The 21,348-nt window shown below is 41.8% G+C and carries 18 protein-coding genes and 1 riboswitch; of the genes, 14 read left to right on the top strand and 4 right to left on the bottom strand.

Annotated features, from left to right (window positions below):
- Positions 1–8 precede the first annotated feature (8 nt).
- The 3 genes from ACKVDP_RS01975 (at position 9) to add (ending at position 2,489) form a co-directional block, all read left to right on the top strand.
- Positions 9–584, top strand: coding sequence for a class II aldolase/adducin family protein (locus tag ACKVDP_RS01975; protein WP_409227115.1), 576 nt, complete (start codon positions 9–11; stop codon positions 582–584).
- Positions 585–611: 27 nt separating this feature from the next.
- Complete coding sequence (locus ACKVDP_RS01970) at positions 612–1,385, top strand: MTAP family purine nucleoside phosphorylase (RefSeq protein ID WP_409227114.1); 774 nt, start codon at positions 612–614, stop codon at positions 1,383–1,385.
- 69 nt (positions 1,386–1,454) lie between these two features.
- Positions 1,455–2,489 (top strand): adenosine deaminase, encoded by a 1,035-nt coding sequence (gene add / locus ACKVDP_RS01965; protein ID WP_409227113.1) that lies wholly within the window; start codon positions 1,455–1,457, stop codon positions 2,487–2,489.
- A gap of 35 nt (positions 2,490–2,524) precedes the next feature.
- On the opposite strand, the gene ACKVDP_RS01960 is transcribed toward add, so the two are convergent.
- Both ACKVDP_RS01960 and ACKVDP_RS01955 read right to left on the bottom strand, forming a co-directional pair.
- Positions 2,525–3,964 carry an amidohydrolase family protein gene (locus ACKVDP_RS01960; protein ID WP_409227112.1) on the bottom strand — a complete coding sequence of 480 codons (1,440 nt, stop codon included), beginning with the start codon at positions 3,962–3,964 and terminating at the stop codon, positions 2,525–2,527.
- Between the two features lie 81 nt (positions 3,965–4,045).
- A complete protein-coding gene (locus ACKVDP_RS01955; protein ID WP_409227111.1) occupies positions 4,046–4,771 on the bottom strand; it encodes a GntR family transcriptional regulator in 726 nt (241 codons plus the stop codon).
- A 569-nt stretch (positions 4,772–5,340) separates the two neighbouring features.
- On the opposite strand from ACKVDP_RS01955, the gene ACKVDP_RS01950 reads away from it, so the two are divergent.
- The 4 genes from ACKVDP_RS01950 to ACKVDP_RS01935 are packed head-to-tail and all read left to right on the top strand — an operon-like array spanning position 5,341 to position 10,006.
- Positions 5,341–6,423: a BMP family ABC transporter substrate-binding protein gene (locus ACKVDP_RS01950; RefSeq protein WP_409227110.1), complete on the top strand. Its 1,083-nt coding sequence runs from the start codon at positions 5,341–5,343 to the stop codon at positions 6,421–6,423.
- 36 nt (positions 6,424–6,459) lie between these two features.
- Positions 6,460–7,980 (top strand): ABC transporter ATP-binding protein, encoded by a 1,521-nt coding sequence (locus ACKVDP_RS01945; protein ID WP_409227109.1) that lies wholly within the window; start codon positions 6,460–6,462, stop codon positions 7,978–7,980.
- 2 nt (positions 7,981–7,982) lie between these two features.
- Positions 7,983–9,089, top strand: a complete 1,107-nt coding sequence (locus ACKVDP_RS01940) for an ABC transporter permease (protein WP_409227108.1) — start codon at positions 7,983–7,985, stop codon at positions 9,087–9,089.
- Complete coding sequence (locus ACKVDP_RS01935) at positions 9,086–10,006, top strand: ABC transporter permease (protein ID WP_409227107.1); 921 nt, start codon at positions 9,086–9,088, stop codon at positions 10,004–10,006. The genes ACKVDP_RS01940 and ACKVDP_RS01935 overlap by 4 nt, the downstream gene beginning before the upstream one ends.
- Positions 10,007–10,090: 84 nt before the next feature.
- Here the strand turns inward: ACKVDP_RS01935 and ACKVDP_RS01930 are convergent, their stop codons facing one another.
- A complete protein-coding gene (locus tag ACKVDP_RS01930; RefSeq protein WP_409227106.1) occupies positions 10,091–11,242 on the bottom strand; it encodes an iron-containing alcohol dehydrogenase in 1,152 nt (383 codons plus the stop codon).
- A gap of 468 nt (positions 11,243–11,710) precedes the next feature.
- Between ACKVDP_RS01930 and ACKVDP_RS01925 the strand changes: the two genes are divergently transcribed.
- Entirely contained in the window at positions 11,711–11,869 is a 159-nt protein-coding gene (locus ACKVDP_RS01925) for a XapX domain-containing protein (protein ID WP_409227105.1), read from the top strand.
- Positions 11,870–12,314: 445 nt separating this feature from the next.
- On the opposite strand, the gene ACKVDP_RS01920 is transcribed toward ACKVDP_RS01925, so the two are convergent.
- On the bottom strand, positions 12,315–13,634 hold the full coding sequence (locus ACKVDP_RS01920; RefSeq protein ID WP_409227104.1) for an ISNCY family transposase: 1,320 nt from the start codon (positions 13,632–13,634) through the stop codon (positions 12,315–12,317).
- A 212-nt stretch (positions 13,635–13,846) separates the two neighbouring features.
- Between ACKVDP_RS01920 and ACKVDP_RS01915 the strand changes: the two genes are divergently transcribed.
- The 6 genes from ACKVDP_RS01915 (at position 13,847) to galE (ending at position 20,940) form a co-directional block, all read left to right on the top strand.
- The gene (locus ACKVDP_RS01915) at positions 13,847–14,482 is read left to right on the top strand and encodes an NAD(P)H-hydrate epimerase (protein WP_409227103.1); all 636 of its coding nucleotides are present in this window, start codon (positions 13,847–13,849) and stop codon (positions 14,480–14,482) included.
- Between the two features lie 115 nt (positions 14,483–14,597).
- A complete protein-coding gene (locus tag ACKVDP_RS01910; protein WP_409227102.1) occupies positions 14,598–15,989 on the top strand; it encodes a sigma-54 interaction domain-containing protein in 1,392 nt (463 codons plus the stop codon).
- 200 nt (positions 15,990–16,189) lie between these two features.
- Positions 16,190–17,158 (top strand): agmatinase, encoded by a 969-nt coding sequence (speB, locus tag ACKVDP_RS01905; RefSeq protein WP_409227101.1) that lies wholly within the window; start codon positions 16,190–16,192, stop codon positions 17,156–17,158.
- A gap of 4 nt (positions 17,159–17,162) precedes the next feature.
- Positions 17,163–18,650 (top strand): YjiH family protein, encoded by a 1,488-nt coding sequence (locus ACKVDP_RS01900; RefSeq protein ID WP_409227100.1) that lies wholly within the window; start codon positions 17,163–17,165, stop codon positions 18,648–18,650.
- Between the two features lie 122 nt (positions 18,651–18,772).
- Positions 18,773–19,903: a site-2 protease family protein gene (locus ACKVDP_RS01895; RefSeq protein WP_409227099.1), complete on the top strand. Its 1,131-nt coding sequence runs from the start codon at positions 18,773–18,775 to the stop codon at positions 19,901–19,903.
- A 29-nt stretch (positions 19,904–19,932) separates the two neighbouring features.
- Entirely contained in the window at positions 19,933–20,940 is a 1,008-nt protein-coding gene (gene galE / locus ACKVDP_RS01890; protein WP_409227098.1) for a UDP-glucose 4-epimerase GalE, read from the top strand.
- 124 nt (positions 20,941–21,064) lie between these two features.
- A riboswitch (Lysine riboswitch) is annotated at positions 21,065–21,248 on the top strand.
- Positions 21,249–21,348: the final 100 nt, after the last annotated feature.

Here is a 21,348-nt window from a genome sequence, read left to right as displayed (position 1 = left end):
GAATGACAATGGATATTCAAAAAATAAAGGAAGAATTGGTTAGATACAGCAGAATGTGCTATGACAGAGGAATGATCTGTGCAACTGGTGGCAATATCAGCTGCAGGGTTCCAGGTGAGGAGGCAATCCTTATCAAGGGAACAGGGAGTGCCTTTAGCGATATGACGGTTGACGATGTTGTGAAGATTGACCTGGATGGAAATCATCTTGAGGGATCCGTCCAGAAATCCAAAGAGTGGAGATTCCATGCCGGTATCTACAAGGTTAGACCGGATGTAAATGCAGTAATCCATATCCATCCACCGTATGCAACAGCAATAGCGGCAAATCATGAGGAGCTTCCACTTGTTACAAATCATGCCAAGGGCTACCTTAAAAAGGTTCCCACAGTTGGAATTTCGGGTTCAGGCTCAGAAGAGCTGGCAGAAAATGTCTTAAAGGAGTATTCCGACCCTGAGAGAGTGGTAATTCTAATGAAGGAGCATGGCCTGACTTCTGTAGGTCCTGACTTCAGAAAAGCCTTCTTTATGGCTGAGATGGCCGAGGATACTGCAAAGATAGCGCTTTTCAGCAAGCTTAAGTAATTGATTGGTAAATTTGGAGGTGACTGTATGAAAATAGCAATAATAGGTGGCACGGGTCTTTACGATACAAGCTTTCTTAGGGATCCGGAAGAGAGAATAATTGATACGGAATACGGCCAGACAAATGTATATGTTTCACAGATGGATGACAGGGAAATAATATTTTTGCCAAGACATGGAATTCAACACGGTGTGCTTGCATACCAGGTAAATTACCATGCAAACATGAAGGCTTTGGAGCAGCTTGGAGTCAAAAGAGCCATTTCAATGAATGCAGTGGGTTCACTTAATCCTGAAATGAAGGTTGGAGATTTGGTACTGATTGACCAGTTTATGGACTTTGCATGGAACAGGGAATCAACCTTTGGAGAGCACTCTGTGAATATGACAAACCCATATTGCCCGGAGTTAAGGGGTCTGTTCATTGAATCAGCCAAGGAGCTGGGAATTGACCTTCATGAAAAGGGTAACTACATCTGTACAGGTGGACCAAGGTATGAAACTGCCCTGGAGGTCCAGGTTTTCAGAAGCTGGGGAATGGATGTTGTGGGAATGACAAACTCAACTGAGGCCACCCTGGCCAGGGAGGTTGGCATCTGTTATTCAACAGTTAATCTTGTGACAGACATGGCTGCAGGTCTGACTGATGTTGAGCCTGACCTTGCGCTTCATAGAAGCGTTGTTAAGGACAACAATGAGAAGCTCAAGAAGCTTCTGTTCACAACTGCCATGAAGGTGGAGGAGAACCATGACTGCGTATGCCAGGAACTTCACAGAAAGGCTGTTGACGCAAGAAAATAATTGATAAGACAAATATTCCTGGTAGAATTAATTTGCCAGGAATATTTTCCATGAAAGGTTGATTCTTCAATGAACAATATTGATATTATAAGGGATTTGCCAAAGCTGGACCTGCACTGTCATCTTAGCGGAAGCATAAGGCCGGAGACAATTCTTGAGATTGCAAGACTTGAAGGGATTCCCCACCATACGGATGACCTTGAGGAGTTCAAGGGTTATGTCCAGGCCCCAAGTGAGTGCAAATCACTGAAGGAGTATCTCCAACGGTTTGAGCTGACCTTGAGTGTCATGCAAAAAAAGGAATATCTGCAAAGGATAGCCTACGAGCTCATAGAGGATGTCAGTAAACAGAATATATACTATTTGGAAATCAGGTTTGCACCATTTTTCCATCTGGACGGAGGACTTACCTTCGACGGGGCTGTTGAAGCGGTTCTCGCTGGAATGGAGGAGGGCAGGAGGGATTTTGGTGTCATATCAAATCTGATTCTGATTCTCATGAGGCATCATTCACCCCAAAAGAGCCTTGAGGCGGTAAAGCAGGGAAAAAAATTCCTGAATAAGGGTGTGGTCGCAATTGACCTGGCTGGAAATGAGCATGATTTTCCTCCTCAGCTGCACAGGGAAGCCTTTGAGCTGGCAAGGGAGTATGGCTTCCATAGGACAGTCCATGCAGGTGAAACAGGTATTCCAGAGAATATAATAACGGCAGTGAAGGAGCTTCATGCCGAAAGGATAGGGCATGGGGTCCATGCCTACAGGAATCAGGAGGTCTATGACTTTGTCAAGGAGAAGGGGATTCCCCTGGAGCTGTGTTTAACAAGCAACATCCAGACCAAGGCCATAGAATCCTACAGTGCTCATCCAATAAAGAGATACCTGGAGGATGGAATTGTTGTCACTGCAAACACGGACAATATGACTGTATCAAATACGGACCTGATCCAAGAATATGAGAAGCTTGTAACAGAAATTGGCTTCAGCCTGGAGGACTTAAGAAGGGTTATATTAAATGGACTTGAGGCTTCCTTTGCATCAGAGGAGGATAAGGACCATCTAAGAAGGCTCTTCAATGAAAAATTTGAAATTCATTTTTCCAAATAACAAAATGCTGTTACCAATCCGGTAACAGCATTTTGTTAATCTTTGTATTCATTGAACTTATCCTGGAGCCTGCCATACATCCTTTGGAAGGGCTCCTTGTCTCTTGATGCCCTCTCAAGTGTTTTTTTCATTGGCTCTTCAAGCGCCCTCTTCCTTTCAACAATCTCTCCTCGGATTTCTGTTTCCGACAGACCCAGAATCTCACGGTCTTTCATCACGAATTGACCATTTATGAGAACATGCTTCACATCCAGATGCGAAGTGTTAAAGATAAGCTGGGCTGCCAGGGATGAATCAAGGATATCAAGAAGCTGTGTCCTGTCAACAACCACCAGATCAGCTGCATGGTTTTTACTTATTTGACCTGCTGGCTTGGAGAAGTCCAATAAGGAGCTTCCGTTACGGGTAACCATATCATATCCCTTTTTCAAGCCTATCCAGGTGCCATAATCAGGGTTTGAGTTTCTTTCAAGAAGTAGAAAGAATCTTAAGATCTCCAGCATATTGTGGTTTGTTCCACAGTTGACCCCGTCTGACCCAAGTGCAAGGGGTATTCCTCTTTCAATAAACACTTTCGCCGGAAAAACTCCACTTCCAAGAAAATGATTGCTGGTTGGGTTTGTTATTGCCGTTGCACCTCTTTGTGCCAAAAGCTCAAGCTCAAAATCCTTTAGCCATACACAATGGGCAAGGGAGGCCCTCTTTGTAAGAAGTCCGTACTGGTCCATCTTCTCAACCGGTGAATGAGTGTGGTCAGCGGTAAGCCTCTGCCATCTGCTTTCCAGGAGATGGCTGTGTACAGGCAAGTCAAAATCCCTTGCCAATTGTGAGGATGCCTCCAAAAGCTCGTCGTCAGCCCTTTGAGGTGAGTTGATTCCCACCATGACTCTGGTATTTTCATCAGGCCTGTTGAAGCTTGCAATGAAGTCTCTGTAGAAATGGAGGTATTCATCTGTGGATGGGAATGGACTTGGACTCTTCGTCTTCTGGATTTCACGATCCATGCTGTAAAGGAGGTCGCTGTCCTTGATGTTGTGCAGCATGGGGGCCAGTCCGGCCTTAAATCCTGTTGAGCTGTAGACCCTTGCAATTGAAGCTGCCTTGTCAAGATGTGGAATATGGTCCACGCAGGCAGTTACTCCAGACCTTAGCATCTCTATGATTCCAAGGGATGCAGATAGCTCCATGTCCCTTTTGTTAAGTATTCCACCAAGGGCTACAGTATCGTTTGACCAAAGCTCAAGTGGCTCTCCAAAGGAGGTCCCCCTAAGGATGTTTGTGTAGGAGTGGTAATGGCTGTTAACCATTCCAGGCAGAACAATATCCCCATTAAGGTCAACTATCTCCTCGTCTTGGATTTGGCTAAGATCAGTGCCCAGGTCCAGTATCTCTCCGTCTTCGGTCCTTATATCAAGCCTTTCAAAGAAAACCTTTGTTTCATCAGTCTGTAATACATATCCGTTTCGTAGCAGCATAATTTACCTCGTTTCCATAAACAAAGTTGGTCGTCCTACATCTCTGAAGTAAAAAAATATATTCCTCTCCAAGAGACGGAATCAATCTATGAATCTGCGGATAATATTGAACTCCAGCCTGTCAGTCAAGAAATAGCTGTCAGAATAAAATGCAGGCACTCCCTGGGCGGAATAGTGCATCTGCTGCAGCAGCAGAAGGGCCTTGGGCTCATGGAGGCAAAGCTTATCCATTAGTCTTTCATCGCTTAACACTGCATGGATCGAGCAGCTTGAAAATGAAACCGGGGTATACTTGTCTAGGAATCTAAACAGGGATGCGTTACAGTTTTCTTCGAACTTTTCCACCATGCCCTCCTGGTAGGGGATATAGTCCTCCACAAAAACAATGGGAACATCATCAGCGGTCCTTACACGTTCGATATAAAGCACATCCATGGGTGAATCGCTGCCAAGGTCCTTTGATATCCTGTCATTTGCCTTTCTGATATCGTGGCTTGCGCTCTTTGTGCCGGGAACGTAGCCATGCTCGGCCAATATTTTGGTTGTACTGTCCAGCTGCGCGATATTGTATCTGATGTTATCATTGCTATTATAACTGGTTACAAATGTTCCGATTCCATGACGCAAAATTACCAGCCCCTGGTTTTCCAGGATCTTCAGTGCTTCCCGAACAGTGTTTCGACTGACGCCCAGCTGGGCTGCAAGCTTGTTCTCTGAAGGTAATTTGCTCATGAAGCTTGACTCATTAATCATAGCTACAATAGCCTCTTTAACCTGTGAAGACAGGCTTCTATTGGTCAATTTCATGAATACAAACACTCCTTACAGTTGAATTTATTGACTTAAGTTTAGTATATAAACAAACCTATTGTCAAGAGTTGGTAATGGATGAAAGCCGGATAATTGACAAGAAACATGGACAAAACAAAGGAAAAAATCACTGATTGAACGAATAAAAATGGCTCAAGATATTAAATTAAAGAAACTTTTAGAATATTGTATTAGATTAATTGACAAGGCATTTATCTGCATGATATCATATATCCATGGTGGTTGTTGGACAACCAATGACCAACCAGAATATTTTGAATTTAACAAATTTTGAACCGGAAGTATAGCTTAAAATCAAAAGGGTAATAACTACACCATCCACCTGGGAAACAGAAGATTAAATCCATATGAGGGATGATTATCAAGGCTATGGTGTACAATTAGAGAATTCTATGGCACTGAAGCATCGAAAAGATGCTCAGCAATGTCAAATAGCATGAAATTGTTTAAAGGGGGAATGAAACTCACAGGAAAACGATTTATGTTCATGGCGAATACGATGTCTTAAAAGGAATATCAAAACTAAAATGCTTGGAGGAGAACTCATGAAAAAGAAAATTCTATTTGGTTTAATTGTAAGTGTACTGTTGATATCACTGTTGACAGGATGTGGCGGACAGGCTCCAGAGGTTCCTGAGGAAGGAAACACAGGAGAGGAAAGCGGAAAATTGAAGTTTGCAGCAATACTTGGAGTAGGCGGACTTGGAGATAACGGCTTCAACGACGAGGTATTCCAGGGAGTGCAAATGGCAGCAGAGCAGTATGACGCAGAGTTTGACTATGCAGAGCCAAAGGACATATCAGAGTTTGAAACACAGCTTAGAATGTTTGCAGATGCAGGAGAATACGCTACAATAATAGCAGTGAGTACAGAGCAGGTTGAGGCATTGAAAATGGTTGCGGATGATTATCCTGAGCAGAGATTCACAATGCTTGACCAAAAGATAGAGGGATATGACAACATTCATAGCATTGCATCATCAAATCCTGGACAGCACTTCCTTTCAGGAGTATTGGCAGGAATTGCAACACAGGACGAGAGATTCCCACTTAGCAATCCAGAGAACGTACTTGGCTTTACAATTGCAATGGACACACCTGTTTCAAGAGCGCAGGCAACAGGATTCCTGGCAGGTGCAAAATACGTAAACCCAGATGTTGAGATTCTCACAAACTTCATAGGTGGCTACAACGACCCGGTAACAGCCAAGGAATTGGCACTTGTCATGTATGAAAGAGGTGCGGATGTTGTAAGTGCAAACGCTGGAAGCTCGTCACAGGGTGTTTTCGCGGCAGCCAAGGAAAAGAACAGATACGTAATCGGAACCTCACTTGCAATGGTTGATCCTGAGGTTAGCCTTAGCACATCAGTCAAGAAGGTTTGGGTATTTGTAATAGAGGAGATAAAGACACTTAGCGAAGGAACTTGGGAGCCAGGCTTCACCGAGATCGGAATGGCTGAAGGGGTTGTAGACTACAATGTAGAGGGATTGGATGTTGAAATCCCAGAGGATGTAACTGCAACAATTGAGGACATAAGACAGCAGATCATAGATGGAGTGATTGTACTTCCTACGGATCTTGACCAATTGGATGAATGGACAGCAAATAACGTATACGAGAAATAAGAGATAGAGTTTAAATAGGACTCGGAGGTGAATTTGGTGGAGATAGTGAGAATGGAAAAGGTCACTAAGATCTATCCTGGTACCATTGCTCTAGATGAAGTTGATTTTTTACTGAATGAAGGAGAGATTCTTTCAATACTGGGAGAAAACGGTGCTGGAAAATCCACATTGATGAAAATTTTATACGGATTGACTGATCCCACCTCTGGAGATGTTTACTATCGTGGCGAGAAGATGAACTTTAGACGTCCGGTAGATGCTATTGAAAAAGGAATTTGTATGGTGCACCAGCATTTTATGCTGGTGCCTGCATTTACTGTAACGGAAAATATAATCGCTGGTAGCGAGCCTGGGAAAAACGGTTTTGTTGATATGAGAAGGGCCAGAAATGAGGTCAGGGACCTTATAGCTCAGTTCAAGTTCAACATAGACCCCGACACCAAGGTTGAAAACCTGTCTGTTGGTGAACAGCAGAGGGTGGAGATTCTCAAGGTTCTCTACAGAAAGGCGGATGTAATCATACTGGACGAGCCGACGGCGGTCCTTACGCCACAGGAGGTGGACGATTTGTTCGTCATACTGAGAAGGCTAAGGGCTGAGGGTAAGAGCATAGTAATCATAACTCACAAGCTAAAGGAAACAATAGCATTGGCTGATCGAGTGATGATTCTTAGAGATGGTAAATTGATCAGAGATGATTTGGATCCCTCAAAGGTCTCCACAAACCAGCTATCAGAAATGATGGTTGGACGTCAAGTTAATCTGCAGAAGAGAAGACCTGCTAAGAGCATAGGAGAAGTTTCTCTCCATGTGGAGGGCTTGACCGTTGATGAGGACGGTAAGAAAAAGGTCAACAATGTATCCTTTGATGTCAAGGCAGGTGAAATACTTGGTATTGCTGGAGTTGAAGGGAATGGTCAGACCCAGCTTATTGAGGCATTGACAGGCTTGAGGAAGGTTGACTCCATGGAGCTCTTGCTGGATGGTGAGAAGATTATCGGAACAAGCGATGGATTTTTAAGGGCTGGAATTGCACATATACCAGAAGACCGACTCTCCATGGGACTTGTAAAGGAAATGTCCATCAAGGAAAATATGATACTTGGATACCACAGGGAATCGGATTGCTGTGATAAGAGAGGAATCCTCAAAAGAAAAGAGATTAATGACAAGGGCAATAGATTAAAGGATCAATTTCTGGTAAAGGCACCAAATGTTGATGCCAGAATAGATGAACTGTCCGGAGGAAATCAGCAGAAGGTTGTTATTGCCAGAGCCTTCAGCCATAATCCAAAAGCGATCATAATTGCACATCCCACAAGAGGTGTTGATATAGGAGCAATGGAATACATCCATCAGCAGATGATTGACTTGAGAGACAAGGGAGCTGCCATACTTCTCATTTCAGCGGACCTTGACGAGGTCAAGACACTAAGTGACAGGCTATTGATAATGTTTGAAGGAGAAATCGTTTCAGAGACAATGCCTGGAGAGCTTACCGACATTGAGATGGGATTATTGATGACAGGTGGTCATTCAATGATAGAGGAGGAATAGGGATGAGACTGGATAATTTGAAGAGTAGCAAGTATTCAAATATGAGAAACTCAATTGTAAATTCCTTCTTTGCATTGGTGTTTTCACTTATCTTAGGAGCAGTTTTCATCTGGGTGACAGGATACTCACCCTTTGAAACCTACAAGGCAATATTTGGGTTATCCTTCAGTACCATAAAGGGATTCGCCTTGACACTAAGTCAGGCAACACCGTTGATGTTCACAGGGATAGCATTTGCATTGGCATACAAGGTAAAGATGATCAATACTGGAGCTGAAGGACAGCTGTATGCGGGTGCAATGGCTGCTGCTCTTGTGGGAGCCTATGTGACCAACCTACCAGGTGTTGTGCATATTCCACTTGCACTGCTCATGGCATTCGTAGCAGGGGGAATCATCGCAGGACTTGTTGCAATTGCAAAGATCTACACTGGGGCCAGTGAAATAATACTGACTCTGATGCTAAATAACGTAATAATACTTTTCACCAGCTACCTGGCAAACGGACCACTTAAGCCAGAGGGAAGCGGAGTTGGACAGACGGAGAGAATAGCTGATAGTGCAAAGCTGATGCGACTTGTGCCACAAACCCAGCTGACCATAGCAATTTTGATTGTCATTGTTGTGGCAATTGTTATTCAGTATTTGCTTGATAGAACAGTTTTCGGCTATGAGGTCAAGGTAACAGGAAATAATAGGAGAGCTGCTGAGGTTGCGGGAATCAATGTTTCCAAGATCTCAATACTCACATTTGCACTAAGCGGTGCCATTGCAGGCATGGGAGGTGCTGCAATGGTCCTTGGTGTAAACTATAGATTCATTGAAGGATTCTCATCCGGATATGGATTTGCTGGAATATCAATAGCGGCTTTGGCTGCCTACAGTCCGTTTGGTGTAATACCGGCTGCATTTTTGATAGGGATACTGAGAGCAGGAACCATAACTTTAAGTAGGACAACTGCAATACCGATTGAGTTTGTTGACGTAATTCAGGTATTGGTAATAATATTTGTGGCTGCACCCACAATGATCCGACAGATACTAAACATATTCAAAAAAATAACTGGAAAGAAAAACAAAAATGAAGTGGCCGGAGGTGAGGTACAATGATAGATTTTGATACAGGCTTAGTAATTTCAATCCTGGCCTCAACCTTGAGAAGAACCGTACCCTTGCTGCTTGCGGCGACCGGCGGAGCATTTTCCATGAGATCCGGTGTAATAGACCTTGGTCTTGAGGGTATGATGCTTGCAGGGTCATTCTTTTCAGTAATGGGTGCATGGATGACTGGTAGCCCTTGGATAGGCTTGATTTTTGGTGTGGTATTTGGAATAGTATTTTCAATGCTTCATGCTGTTATGCACATAAATTACAAGGTAAATGGTTCAATCAGCGGTATGGCTGTCAACCTTTTGGCAGCTGCAATGACACCTTTGTTGCTGACCATAGTTTATGGCTTGAGCGGTAAGTCAGAAATAGTAGAGAGTTTTTCAAACTTCAACCCGGATTGGCTAATGAGCATTCCGTTCCTTGGACCCATACTGGGCTCGCAGAACGTGATATTCTTCATAGCAATGGCTTTGGTCATAATAAGCTGGATATTCATGTTCAAGACCACACTGGGGCTAAGGATGAGAATGGTTGGAGAGAACCCTCATGCCGCCAGCGCAGTGGGTCTTAACGTAAAGGCATACAAGTACTTCGGAGTTGCCATGAGTGGTGCCCTTGCAGGTCTTGGTGGAGCATATCTTTCACTTGGACAGATGGGAATGTTCGTAAAGGACATGACTGCAGGCCGTGGCTATATAGCTGTTGTAATAAACGCATTTGGAAGATACAACCCCTTCGGGGCATTGGCAGGGAGTGCCTTCTTTGGATTCTTTGATGCACTCCAGACTATATTCCAAAGTGTATTCCCTTCACAGCTGGTAATGATGACTCCTTATGTGGTAACAATACTGGTAATAGTGTTTGGCCTGAAAGGTGGACGTTCACCGGCAGGTACAGGAAAGCACGTAGAAGAATAGGCTGTTCTCCCCTTAATATAATATATATTTGAATGGCATAAAAAACGTACTGAGCATGCTCAGTACGTTTTTTATGCCTATATGCTACATTGCATTCTTGAATATCTGAATCACTTCATCAAGTGTTGCCGTCCTTGGATTGGTTGCCTGGCAAGCGTCTGCCATAGCATTTTTGGCCATTACCTCGAAGTCCTTTTCATTGACATCAAGATCCTTCAGGCCAGCAGGTATTCCAATTGAAGCTGCAAGCTCCTTGATGGCGTCAATTGCTCTCTGAGCTGCCTGAGGAGTTGAAAGACCATCAATGTTTTCCCCAAGGGCAACGGCTACATCACTTAGCTTATCAGCACAGCCAATAAGGTTGAACTGCTCTACGTGAGGTAGAAGTATGGCATTACATACACCATGGGGAAGATTATAGAATCCGCCAAGCTGATGTGCCATTGCGTGGACATAACCAAGACTTGCGTTATTGAAGGCCATTCCAGCCAGGAATTGCGCATAGGCCATTCTATCTCTTGCTACCATATTATCTCCATTGGCTACTGCCTTTGGTAAGTACTCCGCTATAAGCTCCATTGCCATAAGAGCTGCCGCATCGGTAATAGGTGTGGCTGCTGTGGATACATAAGCTTCTACTGCATGGGTAAGTGCATCCATTCCAGTGGCAGCTGTCAGTCCAGGTGGCATGCCTGCCATTACTTCAGGATCGTTTATGGAAACCTTTGCAGTTACTCTCCAGTCAACTATCGCCATCTTAACCTTTCTTTTCGTATCTGTGATTATGCAGAATCTTGTCATTTCAGAAGCTGTACCTGCAGTTGTATTAATTGCAACATAAGGAACAAATGGGTTCTTGGACTGGTCGATTCCCTCAAAATCATGAATCTTCCCACCGTTTGATGCCAGAAGTCCAATTCCCTTACCGCAGTCATGTGAGGATCCACCACCAAGGGTTACCAGTGAGTCGCATTTCTCTTTCTTCCAAACCTTGAAACCTGCATCGACGTTCTTGTCTGTCGGGTTTGGCTCGGCACCGTCAAATATTACTGCTTCCATGCCTTCATCTTCAATCAAGCCCTTGATTCTCTTTGCAACCCCGATCTTGCTCAGGAAAGCATCCGTCACTATGAGTACCTTCTTGGCTCCGAGGTTTTTAAGCTGTGAACCTGTTGTGTTTATTGCTCCTGCACCGATTAGATTTGTAGTCGGCATAAAGAAACCGCTTACCGTCATTGAAAATCCCCCTTTTAATTGATATATTTAAATACTTGACTTGATTATAACAGAGGGGAAAACAGGTCGCAATAGGAAAATTCGAAAGATTTAGAATAATCAGTTAAATGTTAGATTCTTATCATAAAAATGGTCATATACCCTAAAACTTAGCTGGTTAAAATGTTTAAAACAAGGGAAACAGACAACAATAATCTTCATGTTGATGGAAAATATCAACTCAAAATTATCATGAATTAAATAGCTTTGACAAGAAAATATCTAAACATATTTAGATTGTTTTGTCGATTTGTCATCAGCATTAGGAAATTGGAGTAACATTCAAGGGGATTCATTTCAGAACAAACAAGGATGATTTCAGGAAAAATCTTACTTGAAAGGATTCCCAAATATGTATAAAATAGATTGGAAACTCTTAGAGATTAATACAAATATGATTATTGGTGTAATGGAAGGAAGGTGAAATATATGAACCTATCGGTTTTAGCCCTTATAACTGGAATTGTTGCAGGAGGAGTATTTACTGCCTTGAAGCTGCCATTGCCTGCACCACCAACCCTTCCCGGAATAATGGGGATTGTCGGGATTTTTCTTGGAGCAAAAATTATAGAGTTTTTTGGATTTTAAGGGAAGAGTATTGAAAAAACGTACTGAATTAGCTCTTTTGAGCAGTAGCAGTACGTTTTTGCATAAATATTGTGCAAAAAAATTTGTCAAATTGATTATCGGAAACTGTTCTTACCGAATCTACCTACCCAATGCTCCTTCTCAACTGTAAAAACATCCTCTATGGGTCTTAATGAAGTCATGGCATATCCTCCTAATTATAGTTTGATGAACATTATTTACCCATCAAATCTGTCAATAACTTTTGAAAATGTCAGTAAAAACCAGTCTAATTATCTCTTGAAAATGTCAGTAGATAATTAAGTGTTCAATCCATTTGAGGCTTGGGAACTCTAGTTGCTCAATTTAAAATGTCAAGGATATATGAACAAGCAAGCTTGTCCTTGACATTTTAAATCTTCTCAACTGTTAAAAGATTAGCCTCAAATGATTTGGAAGTGAGATATTAAGCGTATTTTCGCAGGAATATCTCTTGTAGAATCGCCAGCACTTCTTCATAACTTTCATCAAAGTAGACCTTTTTGAACTTGTCACTTCCATATTTGAAATAGTGATCATCAGGTGGTATGTATTTTGACTTTGATTTACCTTTTGGGTTGCTAGATTTCTTAGGTTTAATGTAGTTGATGGTATCATAGACATTCCCTTGATACTCTACCTTGATGCCTGCTGAAGTGCTTATGATGACGTTTACCTTTGACTTCTTGGGTACCTCAGGCAATTCTTGTGAAGCGACAACCATAAAATGTTTGCTGTGGATGGAGAAAACGCTGCTATTGTCAGTAACTCTACTGAATTTAACACTTAAAATATGGTCCAGATTCAAGTGGTCAGGTAGCTGAGCATATGCTGATATAGGTTCTTCAGGCTCGACGGCGAATTTGGAGTTGAATGAATTGATATAGTCAGCTAAAAACTCATTAGCTTGTTCAATTGAGGTTACACCGGCAATCTTAAGGTCTGTGGGCAACCTGCTCTGCAATGTATTCCACAATCTTTCGACTTTTCCTTTGGCTTGTGGTGATCTGGCATAAATCAGTGAAACACCTAGTTCTTCCATTGCCCTTCCAAATTGTGTCTTGTTGATGGATTTGCCCTTTAGCTGCTCTTCTACCGAGACTTTGCTTGCAATAGGAGATCTGAATATCGTGTGCATATCACTGTAGACACATGTTGGGACACCATGTCTTAGGACCATTTGTCTTATGACTTCAAGATAGCCATGGAGGCACTCATTCTTGGTCATGTATAGGCCGACTACTTGACCAGTAGCATCATCAATGGCACCATGCAACGCATACTTAACAGAGTCTCCAAACCACTCAAATGGTGTTGCATCAATCTGAATCAGCATACCTGCTTTGGACTTTCTTTTACGTCTGTTGTGGTTTTTTGATTTACGTCTCTTCTTGGGACTTTTGAACCCATTTGAAGTCAGAAGAGTATACAGGGCATTGTAGCTAATGGAGATGCTTTCACGCTCCTCTAAGAGTTCTCTAAAATGTGTAAAATTAGAGTCTTTATAGCGTTCGAAACTCCTTAAACTTAGAATGTGTTGCTTAAACTCATCATCAAAAGTGTGGGAAGGTTTCTTGTTGGAATTCTTGTGAATGAGGGAAGTCACGCCTTCTTTGTTCACTCCTTTAATTAAGCGGTATACTTGACGTTCACTCAAATTGAGATTTTTAGCAGCATCACAAGCTTTAAGATTTCCTTCGATTACGTTTGATAAAACTCTGTATCTGTTGATCTGTTTATCATTCAATAAGTATTGCACCTCTTTTTTCATAAGATTATTGTGACATAATCAAAAGATAATTATAAGGTGACATTATCAAAAGATAAACACATATTTACCCATCAAATCCATATTCCAGCATTTTTTTGCAGTATAATGGGCAATCTTCCTGGAGTACATATACAATGGATAGGGTAAGAAAAAGATAGTACATATGATAATAGAGGAGGGTTAGGATCATGATCAGCTGCAGTGAAATGAAGGAAATGGATAGATATGCAATAGAGGAAATCGGCATACCTAGTATTGTGCTTATGGAGAATGCAGCCCTTAAGGTGGTCAAGAATATTAGTCCCATTTCTGAGAAGATAGTGTTGGTGTGCGGCGTCGGAAACAACGGTGGAGATGGGTTGGCTGTGGCTAGACACCTTTATTTGTCTGGAAGGGATGTTGCAGTGTTTATCCTTGGGAACCTGGAGAGGAGAACAAAGGATTTCGGAATAAACTTAAGTATCCTTAAGAACCTTGGAGTTGAAATCAAGGAAATTGCCGAGGGAAATATGCTTGAGGATCTTAGAAAAAGCATCCAGGGCTCAGATTTGATTATTGATGCCATATTCGGCATAGGCATCTCACGTGATGTAACGGGGCTTTACAGAAAGGCGATTGAGATAATCAACAATAGTTATAAACCGGTTTTGGCAGTGGACATACCATCGGGTCTAAATGGTGATACAGGTGAGCCTATGGGAATAGCTGTCAAGGCAAGATGGACTGTGACATTCCATAGGATGAAAAAGGGTTTGGCAGACGCAAAGGTGTATACAGGAGAGGTTATTGTTGAGGATATAGGTATACCGGACTATCATGAGTAATTGAATCTGCTTGTCAAGAATCAAACAGATGGTCTTTTTAGGTTTGCAAAGATGCTGACTTGTAATCTATAATAAGGTGATAGCAGATTCTGTTACGAATTAGGAAGGTGAACGTATGGTTAATGAAGCAACCACAATTGAGAATATTGGTCCAAACCTATTCAAAACAGTGTTGGATGATGTGGAAGTCGGTGTGCATATTGTTGACAATAAGGGATTGACCCTGTTTTACAACAACGCTGCTGAAAAAATAGATGGGATTAAGAAGGAAGATATTCTTGGTAAGAACATGCACGATCTTGTTGAAAAGGGAATCTTTTCAGAATCTGTGGCCCTAGATGTAATTGAACAAGGGAAGCCTGTAAAGATAACACAGAAAGTTAACAACCGATTAATATATGCTACAGGTAAACCAGTTTTTGAATCAGGGGAATTAAAAAAAGTAATAGTGTACTGCAGAGATATTGAGATTCTTGAAAGCATGAGTAGACAGCTTGCAGAGCTGCGAAAGGAAAATGCAAGGATCACCCGTGACCTTACCAAGTATTCAGCTGAATACCTTTCATCCAATCAAATATTGAACAGAAGCAAGGAAATGAATAACATCTTGAAGCTGGCTGATAAGGTAGCAAATGTTGATTCAACGATTTTGATCGAAGGTGAATCTGGTGTTGGGAAAAGTATGCTAGCGAAATACATACATGAAAATTCCGGTAGGTATGATAAACCATTTGTGAAGGTTGATTGTTCATCTATCCCAGAGACCTTGATTGAATCTGAGCTTTTTGGTTATGAAGAAGGATCATTTACGGGTGCTCTCAAGGGGGGCAAAAAAGGGTTGATTCAGTATGCTGACACAGGTACCCTTTTTTTGGATGAAATTGGTGAGCTTCCCCTATCTTCACAGGTAAAGCTATTATCACTTATTCAGTTTAGGCAAATCCAACCTATTGGTGCCCATGAGAATATAGATGTTGATGTTAGGATAATATCAGCTACCAATCAGAATCTAAGAGAACTTATCGATGAAGGTAAGTTTAGGGAGGATCTCTATTACAGACTTCAGGTAGTTCCAATATTGATTCCACCATTGAGGGAAAGAAATGCAGATATTGTACCACTGATCAAACTCTTTCTTTCAAGGTTAAATTCCTACTACAATCTGAACAAGGAAATATCACCATCTGCCTTGAAATATCTCTTGGATTATTCCTGGCCTGGAAATGTGAGGGAGCTTGAAAACACAATAGAAAGGTTGATCGTAACAAGTGATACTGAGATAATTGACCAAGATGACGTTAGATTTAGCCTAAATTCAGATGTAGAACATAGTGATGTAGGCTTGTCACACAAGGAGATTATGGAAGAATATGAGAAGAAATTAATTAAAAACTACGCTTCGAATCATTCCACAATAAGAGACATGGCTAGGTCTGCAAAAATTGATGAGAGTACCCTAAGAAAAAAAATACAAAGGTATGGTATCAATCTTCCTAAAGATAAATAGGAAAAAAATCCGATTACGTAGGAAAAAATGCCTACTACTTAATGCCTAATGTATCATAAATCAATAAGAACCCCTCACTCAAATAGGAAATAATTCCTACAGCCGATGGAGGGCATATTTGAAAACCCCTGTTTTAAGGGGTTTTTGTTTTGGCATGAAACATGCAATGTATTATTGTCAAATAACGAGGAGGGATTAGTATGAACACAAAAGATATTAAGCAACCAGCGACAGCTTTTGCATCACCCAGATTCTGCAACACAGGTAATTTCATGAGAATGCAGAGATTTGAGAATGCTGAAGGATTGGATTTTGCAATCTATGGAGTACCATTTGACACAGCTTGTTCCTATAGGGTTGGAGCAAGGTTTGGTCCCCAGGCAATCAGAAATATTTCAGTTATGATGAAAACCAACAATCCGATTCATGAAGTTAATATTCTTGATTACCTAAAGGGCGGAGATCTGGGTGATGTGAATGTTGTTCCTGGATATATTCACCCAACATATGATAAAATCGAAGAATTCGCTACTGAGATTGTTGAAGCGGGAGCAATCCCCATAGCCCTAGGTGGAGATCATTCAATTACACTTGCTGAACTGAGAGCCATAGCAAAGAAACATGGTCCTGTAAGTCTGCTTCATTTTGATTCTCATGCAGACATTAATGATGAAGTATTCGGTGAGAAGTATAACCATGGAACCCCATTTAGAAGAGCCATTGAGGAAAATCTCATAGACCCAAACAAATCTGTACAGATAGGGATGAGAGGGTCAATCTATGATGCTGGAGAGTTTAAATTGGCTAAAAGCCTTGGTTTGACAACCATACCTTCACACAAGGTCAGGGAAATGGGAATCAAGGAGACAATAAGGATGGCAAAAGAAATCATAGGTGACAACAAGGTGTTTCTTACATATGATATCGATTTCTTCGATCCTGCCTATGCACCTGGTACTGGAACACCTGAAGTTGCAGGGTTTTCATCTCTTGAGGGAATTCAGTTTGTAAGAGAACTGAAGGAACTTAATTTCGTAGGTATGGACATGGTAGAGGTAGCTCCGCCATATGATCATGCTGAAATAACATCACTACTGGCAGCCAATGTTGTATTTGAGTTTTTATCTGTACTGGCAATACAAAAAAGAGAAGCACAGATGAAAGGATGATAATATGGAACTTAATCTAAATTCAAAACTGCAAAATGATTCCAAACCTGTATTGTCCAAAAAGGAAATTGCTGATCAGAATTTGGACCTTAATGATCTTTCAGTACTTGATTCTTTCACTTTAAGCAGGAAAGATTATAATGCTGGACTACTCCAAAGTATTTTATTTACAGCAATTGCCATATTCATATTTTTTGTACCCATAACAATAAATGGTGAGACAGACATCACTTTTGGTGTGATTTATAATGGGATAATGAACATAACTGGAAACTTTGGATTGTGGGGTATTACTCTTACAATAATCGCTACAGCTATAACAAGCTTTTATGGAAAATTCATTGCAAAAAAAGACAGTCCACTACATAGGTATTATGAAGGTGATTCAAATCTTCATCCATTGATGTACAGTGCAGGTGCTGTATTTACGCTCCTATACAGCTTGAGCGCAACAACATCTTATGTTGGCCCGGAAATAATTGTAGGTTCAGCAACTGGTGGTACAATCATACCTGCAATAGTGGTCGCAGTATTTTGGATAATTGTTGTTGGATCACTTAGCATGCCATTCCTATTGAATTATGGAGTGATCGATTTCATAGGATCCTTGATGGAACCATTGATGCGACCTGTATGGAAGGTTCCAGGCAGGGCGGCGGTAAACGCTATTGCTTCCTTTGTTTCCAGTTCATCTGTTGGAGTGCTAATAACAAGCAAACTTTACAAGAGGGGAGTCTATACAGAAAAGGAAGCCGTCTTGGTGGCTACAGGATTCAGTGCTGTGTCTATTGGCTTTGCCTATATGGTTATAAAGACAGCAGGGCTACAGGATCATTTTATACCGGTCTACTTTTCGTCCTTGCTCATAACATTGATAGTAAGTGCAATAATAGCCAGAATACCACCCTTTTCAAATAAGAAAAGCATATATCTTGATGGTAGGGTGCAAACACAAAAGGATATAGACAATCTTAAGTCATCAAACGACAAGCTGCTTAAAACTGCATTGGATAGAGCTGTAAAAAAGGGATTTACGGCTCCTCCATTGTTAGGTGAGTTGAAAAATGGATTAAAGGATGGACTTGAGGTTTTGCCTAAGGTTATTACATTACTGGCAGCAATAGGAACAACTGCTTTGATAATGGCGGAGAACACCCCGATCTTTGATTGGCTGGGAAGTTTATTTGTTCCCTTGCTGAATCTTCTTAAAGTCCCAAATGCTGTAGAGATAGCACCCAGTTTCCCTGTGGGCATCGCAGAGATGTTTCTTCCTGTATTGCTTATAGCGGATAAGGTTGCAGTGCTTGATATCGGTGCCAGATATATGGTTACAGCAGTATCCATTGTGCAGATCATATTCTTTGCTGAGACAATTGTTGTGATGATGGCGTCGAAGTTGCCGATGAAGCTGTGGGAACTGGTCGTTGTATTCTTGGAGAGAACATTTTTTGCCATAATAATAGCTTCACTATTTATGAGAGTACTATTCTAGATAACAACGAGACAACCCCAGTAACAATTATTGCTGTTACTGAGGTTGTTTTTCTTTTCAGGGATTCAGGGTATAATCATAACAGATGGAGAAGTTTTAGTGAAACTTAGGAGCTGATTATTATGAAGGGATCTTTCCTGATTGGTACCATCAAAGGAATAAGGATTGAAATCAACATTAGCTGGCTTGCGGCCTTTCTTCTTATTTCAATGACCTTGGCCACAGGCTTCTTCCCAGCCAGGTATCCTGATTGGGGTCAGGAAATCTACTGGATTCTTGGAGCATCCGTGGCAATACTCATGCTCCTGTCAATAATCGCCCATGAGCTGTCCCACTCCCTAGTGGCTAACAGGCTTGGTGTTGGGGTCAAAAGGATAACCCTCTTTATTTTTGGTGGGATCGCTGACCTTGAAAAGGAACCGGACAGCCCGAGAAAGGAATTTCTTGTGGCTATTGCTGGTCCAATGATGAGCCTGCTTCTGGTGGTTCTTTTCAGAGGGTTGGGTATTGCTTCTGAAACTCTTTTGCTGCCAGAGTATTTTGCAGTGGTTTTTCTTTACCTGTCCTCAATAAACCTTGTGCTTGCAGTATTTAACATGTTTCCGGCCTTTCCCTTGGATGGAGGAAGGGTCCTACGAGCTGCCATCTGGCATTTTACGGGGAATCTACACAAGGCCACAAGAATTGCCTCAACAATCGGCCAGTGGTTTGGCTATTTCCTCATGTTCATAGGTCTCACAAACATGTTTTATGGAAATCTCATAAATGGCCTGTGGATTCTCTTTATTGGATATTTTGTTGTACAGGCCTCACAATCAAGCTATCAGAATACAATTGTATCTGATATCTTCAGCAGGACAATGGTTGGTGAGTTCATGACAAGGGATGTTGTTTCAATTAACAGGGCGGTATCAGTTAGGGATGCTGTGGAGGAATATTTCTTCAGGTACAAGTACAATGTATTCCCCATCGAGGATGAAGAAACTGTGATCGGTCTTATAACAATAGACAATGTAAAGAGGATTCCCAAGGAGGAGTGGGGAGTGACAACTGTTGGTTCCATTGCAACAGAGCTGGGTGAAGGCCTGGTGGTATCCACCGATGAAACAGTATCCAATGTAATGAGCAAGATATTCAGCAACCACATCGGAAGGGTATTGGTGATGGAGGAGGACAGGCTGGTAGGAATTGTCTCAAGAACAGATATAATGAACCATCTAAGGATATATATGCAGCTTAACAACATCAAATGATATAATAAGGCTAATTGGGGGGTCAAACATTGAAGGTTCTTGTAACAGGCGGTCTGGGATTTATCGGAAGCCATACGACGCACATGCTTCTTAAAAGGGGATACAAGGTCCTCATATTGGATAATCTATCAAATTCCAGGCTGGAGACCCTGGATGGAATAAACAGTTCATGTGAAAACAAGGCTCAGTTTGTAGAGGGGGACATTCTTGACCGAAGACTTCTGGATCAGATTTTCACCTCCCATGATGTTCAGGGGGTGATTCATTTTGCTGCCCTTAAATCAGTTAAGGAGTCAATGGAGAAACCTGAAAGGTACCATCTGAACAATGTGGAAGGTACTGAGAGACTGCTGGGAAAATGCATTCAGCATGGTGTTGAAAGGTTTGTTTTCAGCTCGTCTGCAGCTATTTATGGGAACTCAAGATCTCCTGTTTCCGAGGATGCAGAAATAGGTGAAATATTGAACCCCTACGGAGGATCAAAGATAAAATGTGAGCAAATTCTCAGAAATGCCTACTCGCTTCATGGCAAGCCGGACATAACTATTCTTAGGTACTTCAATGTTGCCGGAGCACATCCGGAAGGCATCCTTGGGGAGGAAATGAGAACAGATGACGGGAACCTGATGTCTCATATAATAAGAATTGCAACTGGTGAAATTGAGAAGCTGTTCATATACGGCGGAGACTATGACACTCCAGATGGAACCGGGATTAGGGATTACATACATGTTATGGATGTGGCAAGAGGACACATCCATGCCCTTGAAAAGCAGAAAAGGGGAGTGCACATCTATAACCTGGGATCGGGCAAGGGAACCTCGGTGCTCCAGATACTCCAATCCTTTGAAAAGGTTAATGGCAGAAGGATAGCATATGAGATTGTAGAAAGGCGAGAAGGGGATATTGGTGTTTCCTTTGCGGATCCGTCAAAGGCCATGGAGGAACTTGGATGGTGGGCTGAGCTGGATATCCGTGATATTGTAAGGGATTCATGGGATTACCAATGGAGGCTTATCCAGGATATGTGTAAATGAAAACATTTGTTAGGATGCATTATTTTCATGCAATTTTGAAAAATTGATAAAATTGGTATTGACACATGTGTTTATTCTGTGTTAATATCTTCAACAATAGCTAAATAAAAATCCTCATCCCTGCGGGTGAGGTAGAGGCGCGGTTTCTATAAGTACCAATACAGAGGACGGAATCCTGTGATGTGTTGGAAAAGGAGCAATCGCCGAAGCTTCAGACACCAAAGTCTGTTGCTGGGTCTGTACTTAACAGGTGCAGGACTGTCATCCTGGTATTAAGCTCGGTACCTTGATGTTGTGCTATCTCACATAAGAGCAAGAGGGGAGAGGGTATCCTATGGCATTGCCATGTAGAAAATCACCTGACCAACCTGTCAGGTTTTTTATTTTTTGAAAACAAGTTGAAGGGAG

Origin of the sequence: Gudongella ferriphila (assembly GCF_046224405.1) — a bacterium.
Taxonomy (GTDB): domain Bacteria; phylum Bacillota; class Clostridia; order Tissierellales; family Tissierellaceae; genus Gudongella.
The sequence above is the reverse complement of the archived record's forward strand: the minus strand, read 5'-3'. Positions and strand labels throughout refer to the sequence as shown.

Coding starts and splice junctions, on each gene's coding strand:
- ACKVDP_RS01970 (WP_409227114.1), top strand. CDS start 612: ATGAAAATAGCAATAATAGGTGGCACGGGTCTTTACGATACAAGCTTT.
- ACKVDP_RS01955 (WP_409227111.1), bottom strand. CDS start 4,771: ATGAAATTGACCAATAGAAGCCTGTCTTCACAGGTTAAAGAGGCTATT.
- ACKVDP_RS01940 (WP_409227108.1), top strand. CDS start 7,983: ATGAGACTGGATAATTTGAAGAGTAGCAAGTATTCAAATATGAGAAAC.
- ACKVDP_RS01960 (WP_409227112.1), bottom strand. CDS start 3,964: ATGCTGCTACGAAACGGATATGTATTACAGACTGATGAAACAAAGGTT.
- speB (WP_409227101.1), top strand. CDS start 16,190: ATGAACACAAAAGATATTAAGCAACCAGCGACAGCTTTTGCATCACCC.
- add (WP_409227113.1), top strand. CDS start 1,455: ATGAACAATATTGATATTATAAGGGATTTGCCAAAGCTGGACCTGCAC.
- ACKVDP_RS01950 (WP_409227110.1), top strand. CDS start 5,341: ATGAAAAAGAAAATTCTATTTGGTTTAATTGTAAGTGTACTGTTGATA.
- ACKVDP_RS01925 (WP_409227105.1), top strand. CDS start 11,711: ATGAACCTATCGGTTTTAGCCCTTATAACTGGAATTGTTGCAGGAGGA.
- ACKVDP_RS01935 (WP_409227107.1), top strand. CDS start 9,086: ATGATAGATTTTGATACAGGCTTAGTAATTTCAATCCTGGCCTCAACC.
- ACKVDP_RS01895 (WP_409227099.1), top strand. CDS start 18,773: ATGAAGGGATCTTTCCTGATTGGTACCATCAAAGGAATAAGGATTGAA.
- ACKVDP_RS01900 (WP_409227100.1), top strand. CDS start 17,163: ATGGAACTTAATCTAAATTCAAAACTGCAAAATGATTCCAAACCTGTA.
- ACKVDP_RS01930 (WP_409227106.1), bottom strand. CDS start 11,242: ATGACGGTAAGCGGTTTCTTTATGCCGACTACAAATCTAATCGGTGCA.
- ACKVDP_RS01910 (WP_409227102.1), top strand. CDS start 14,598: ATGGTTAATGAAGCAACCACAATTGAGAATATTGGTCCAAACCTATTC.
- ACKVDP_RS01915 (WP_409227103.1), top strand. CDS start 13,847: ATGATCAGCTGCAGTGAAATGAAGGAAATGGATAGATATGCAATAGAG.
- ACKVDP_RS01975 (WP_409227115.1), top strand. CDS start 9: ATGGATATTCAAAAAATAAAGGAAGAATTGGTTAGATACAGCAGAATG.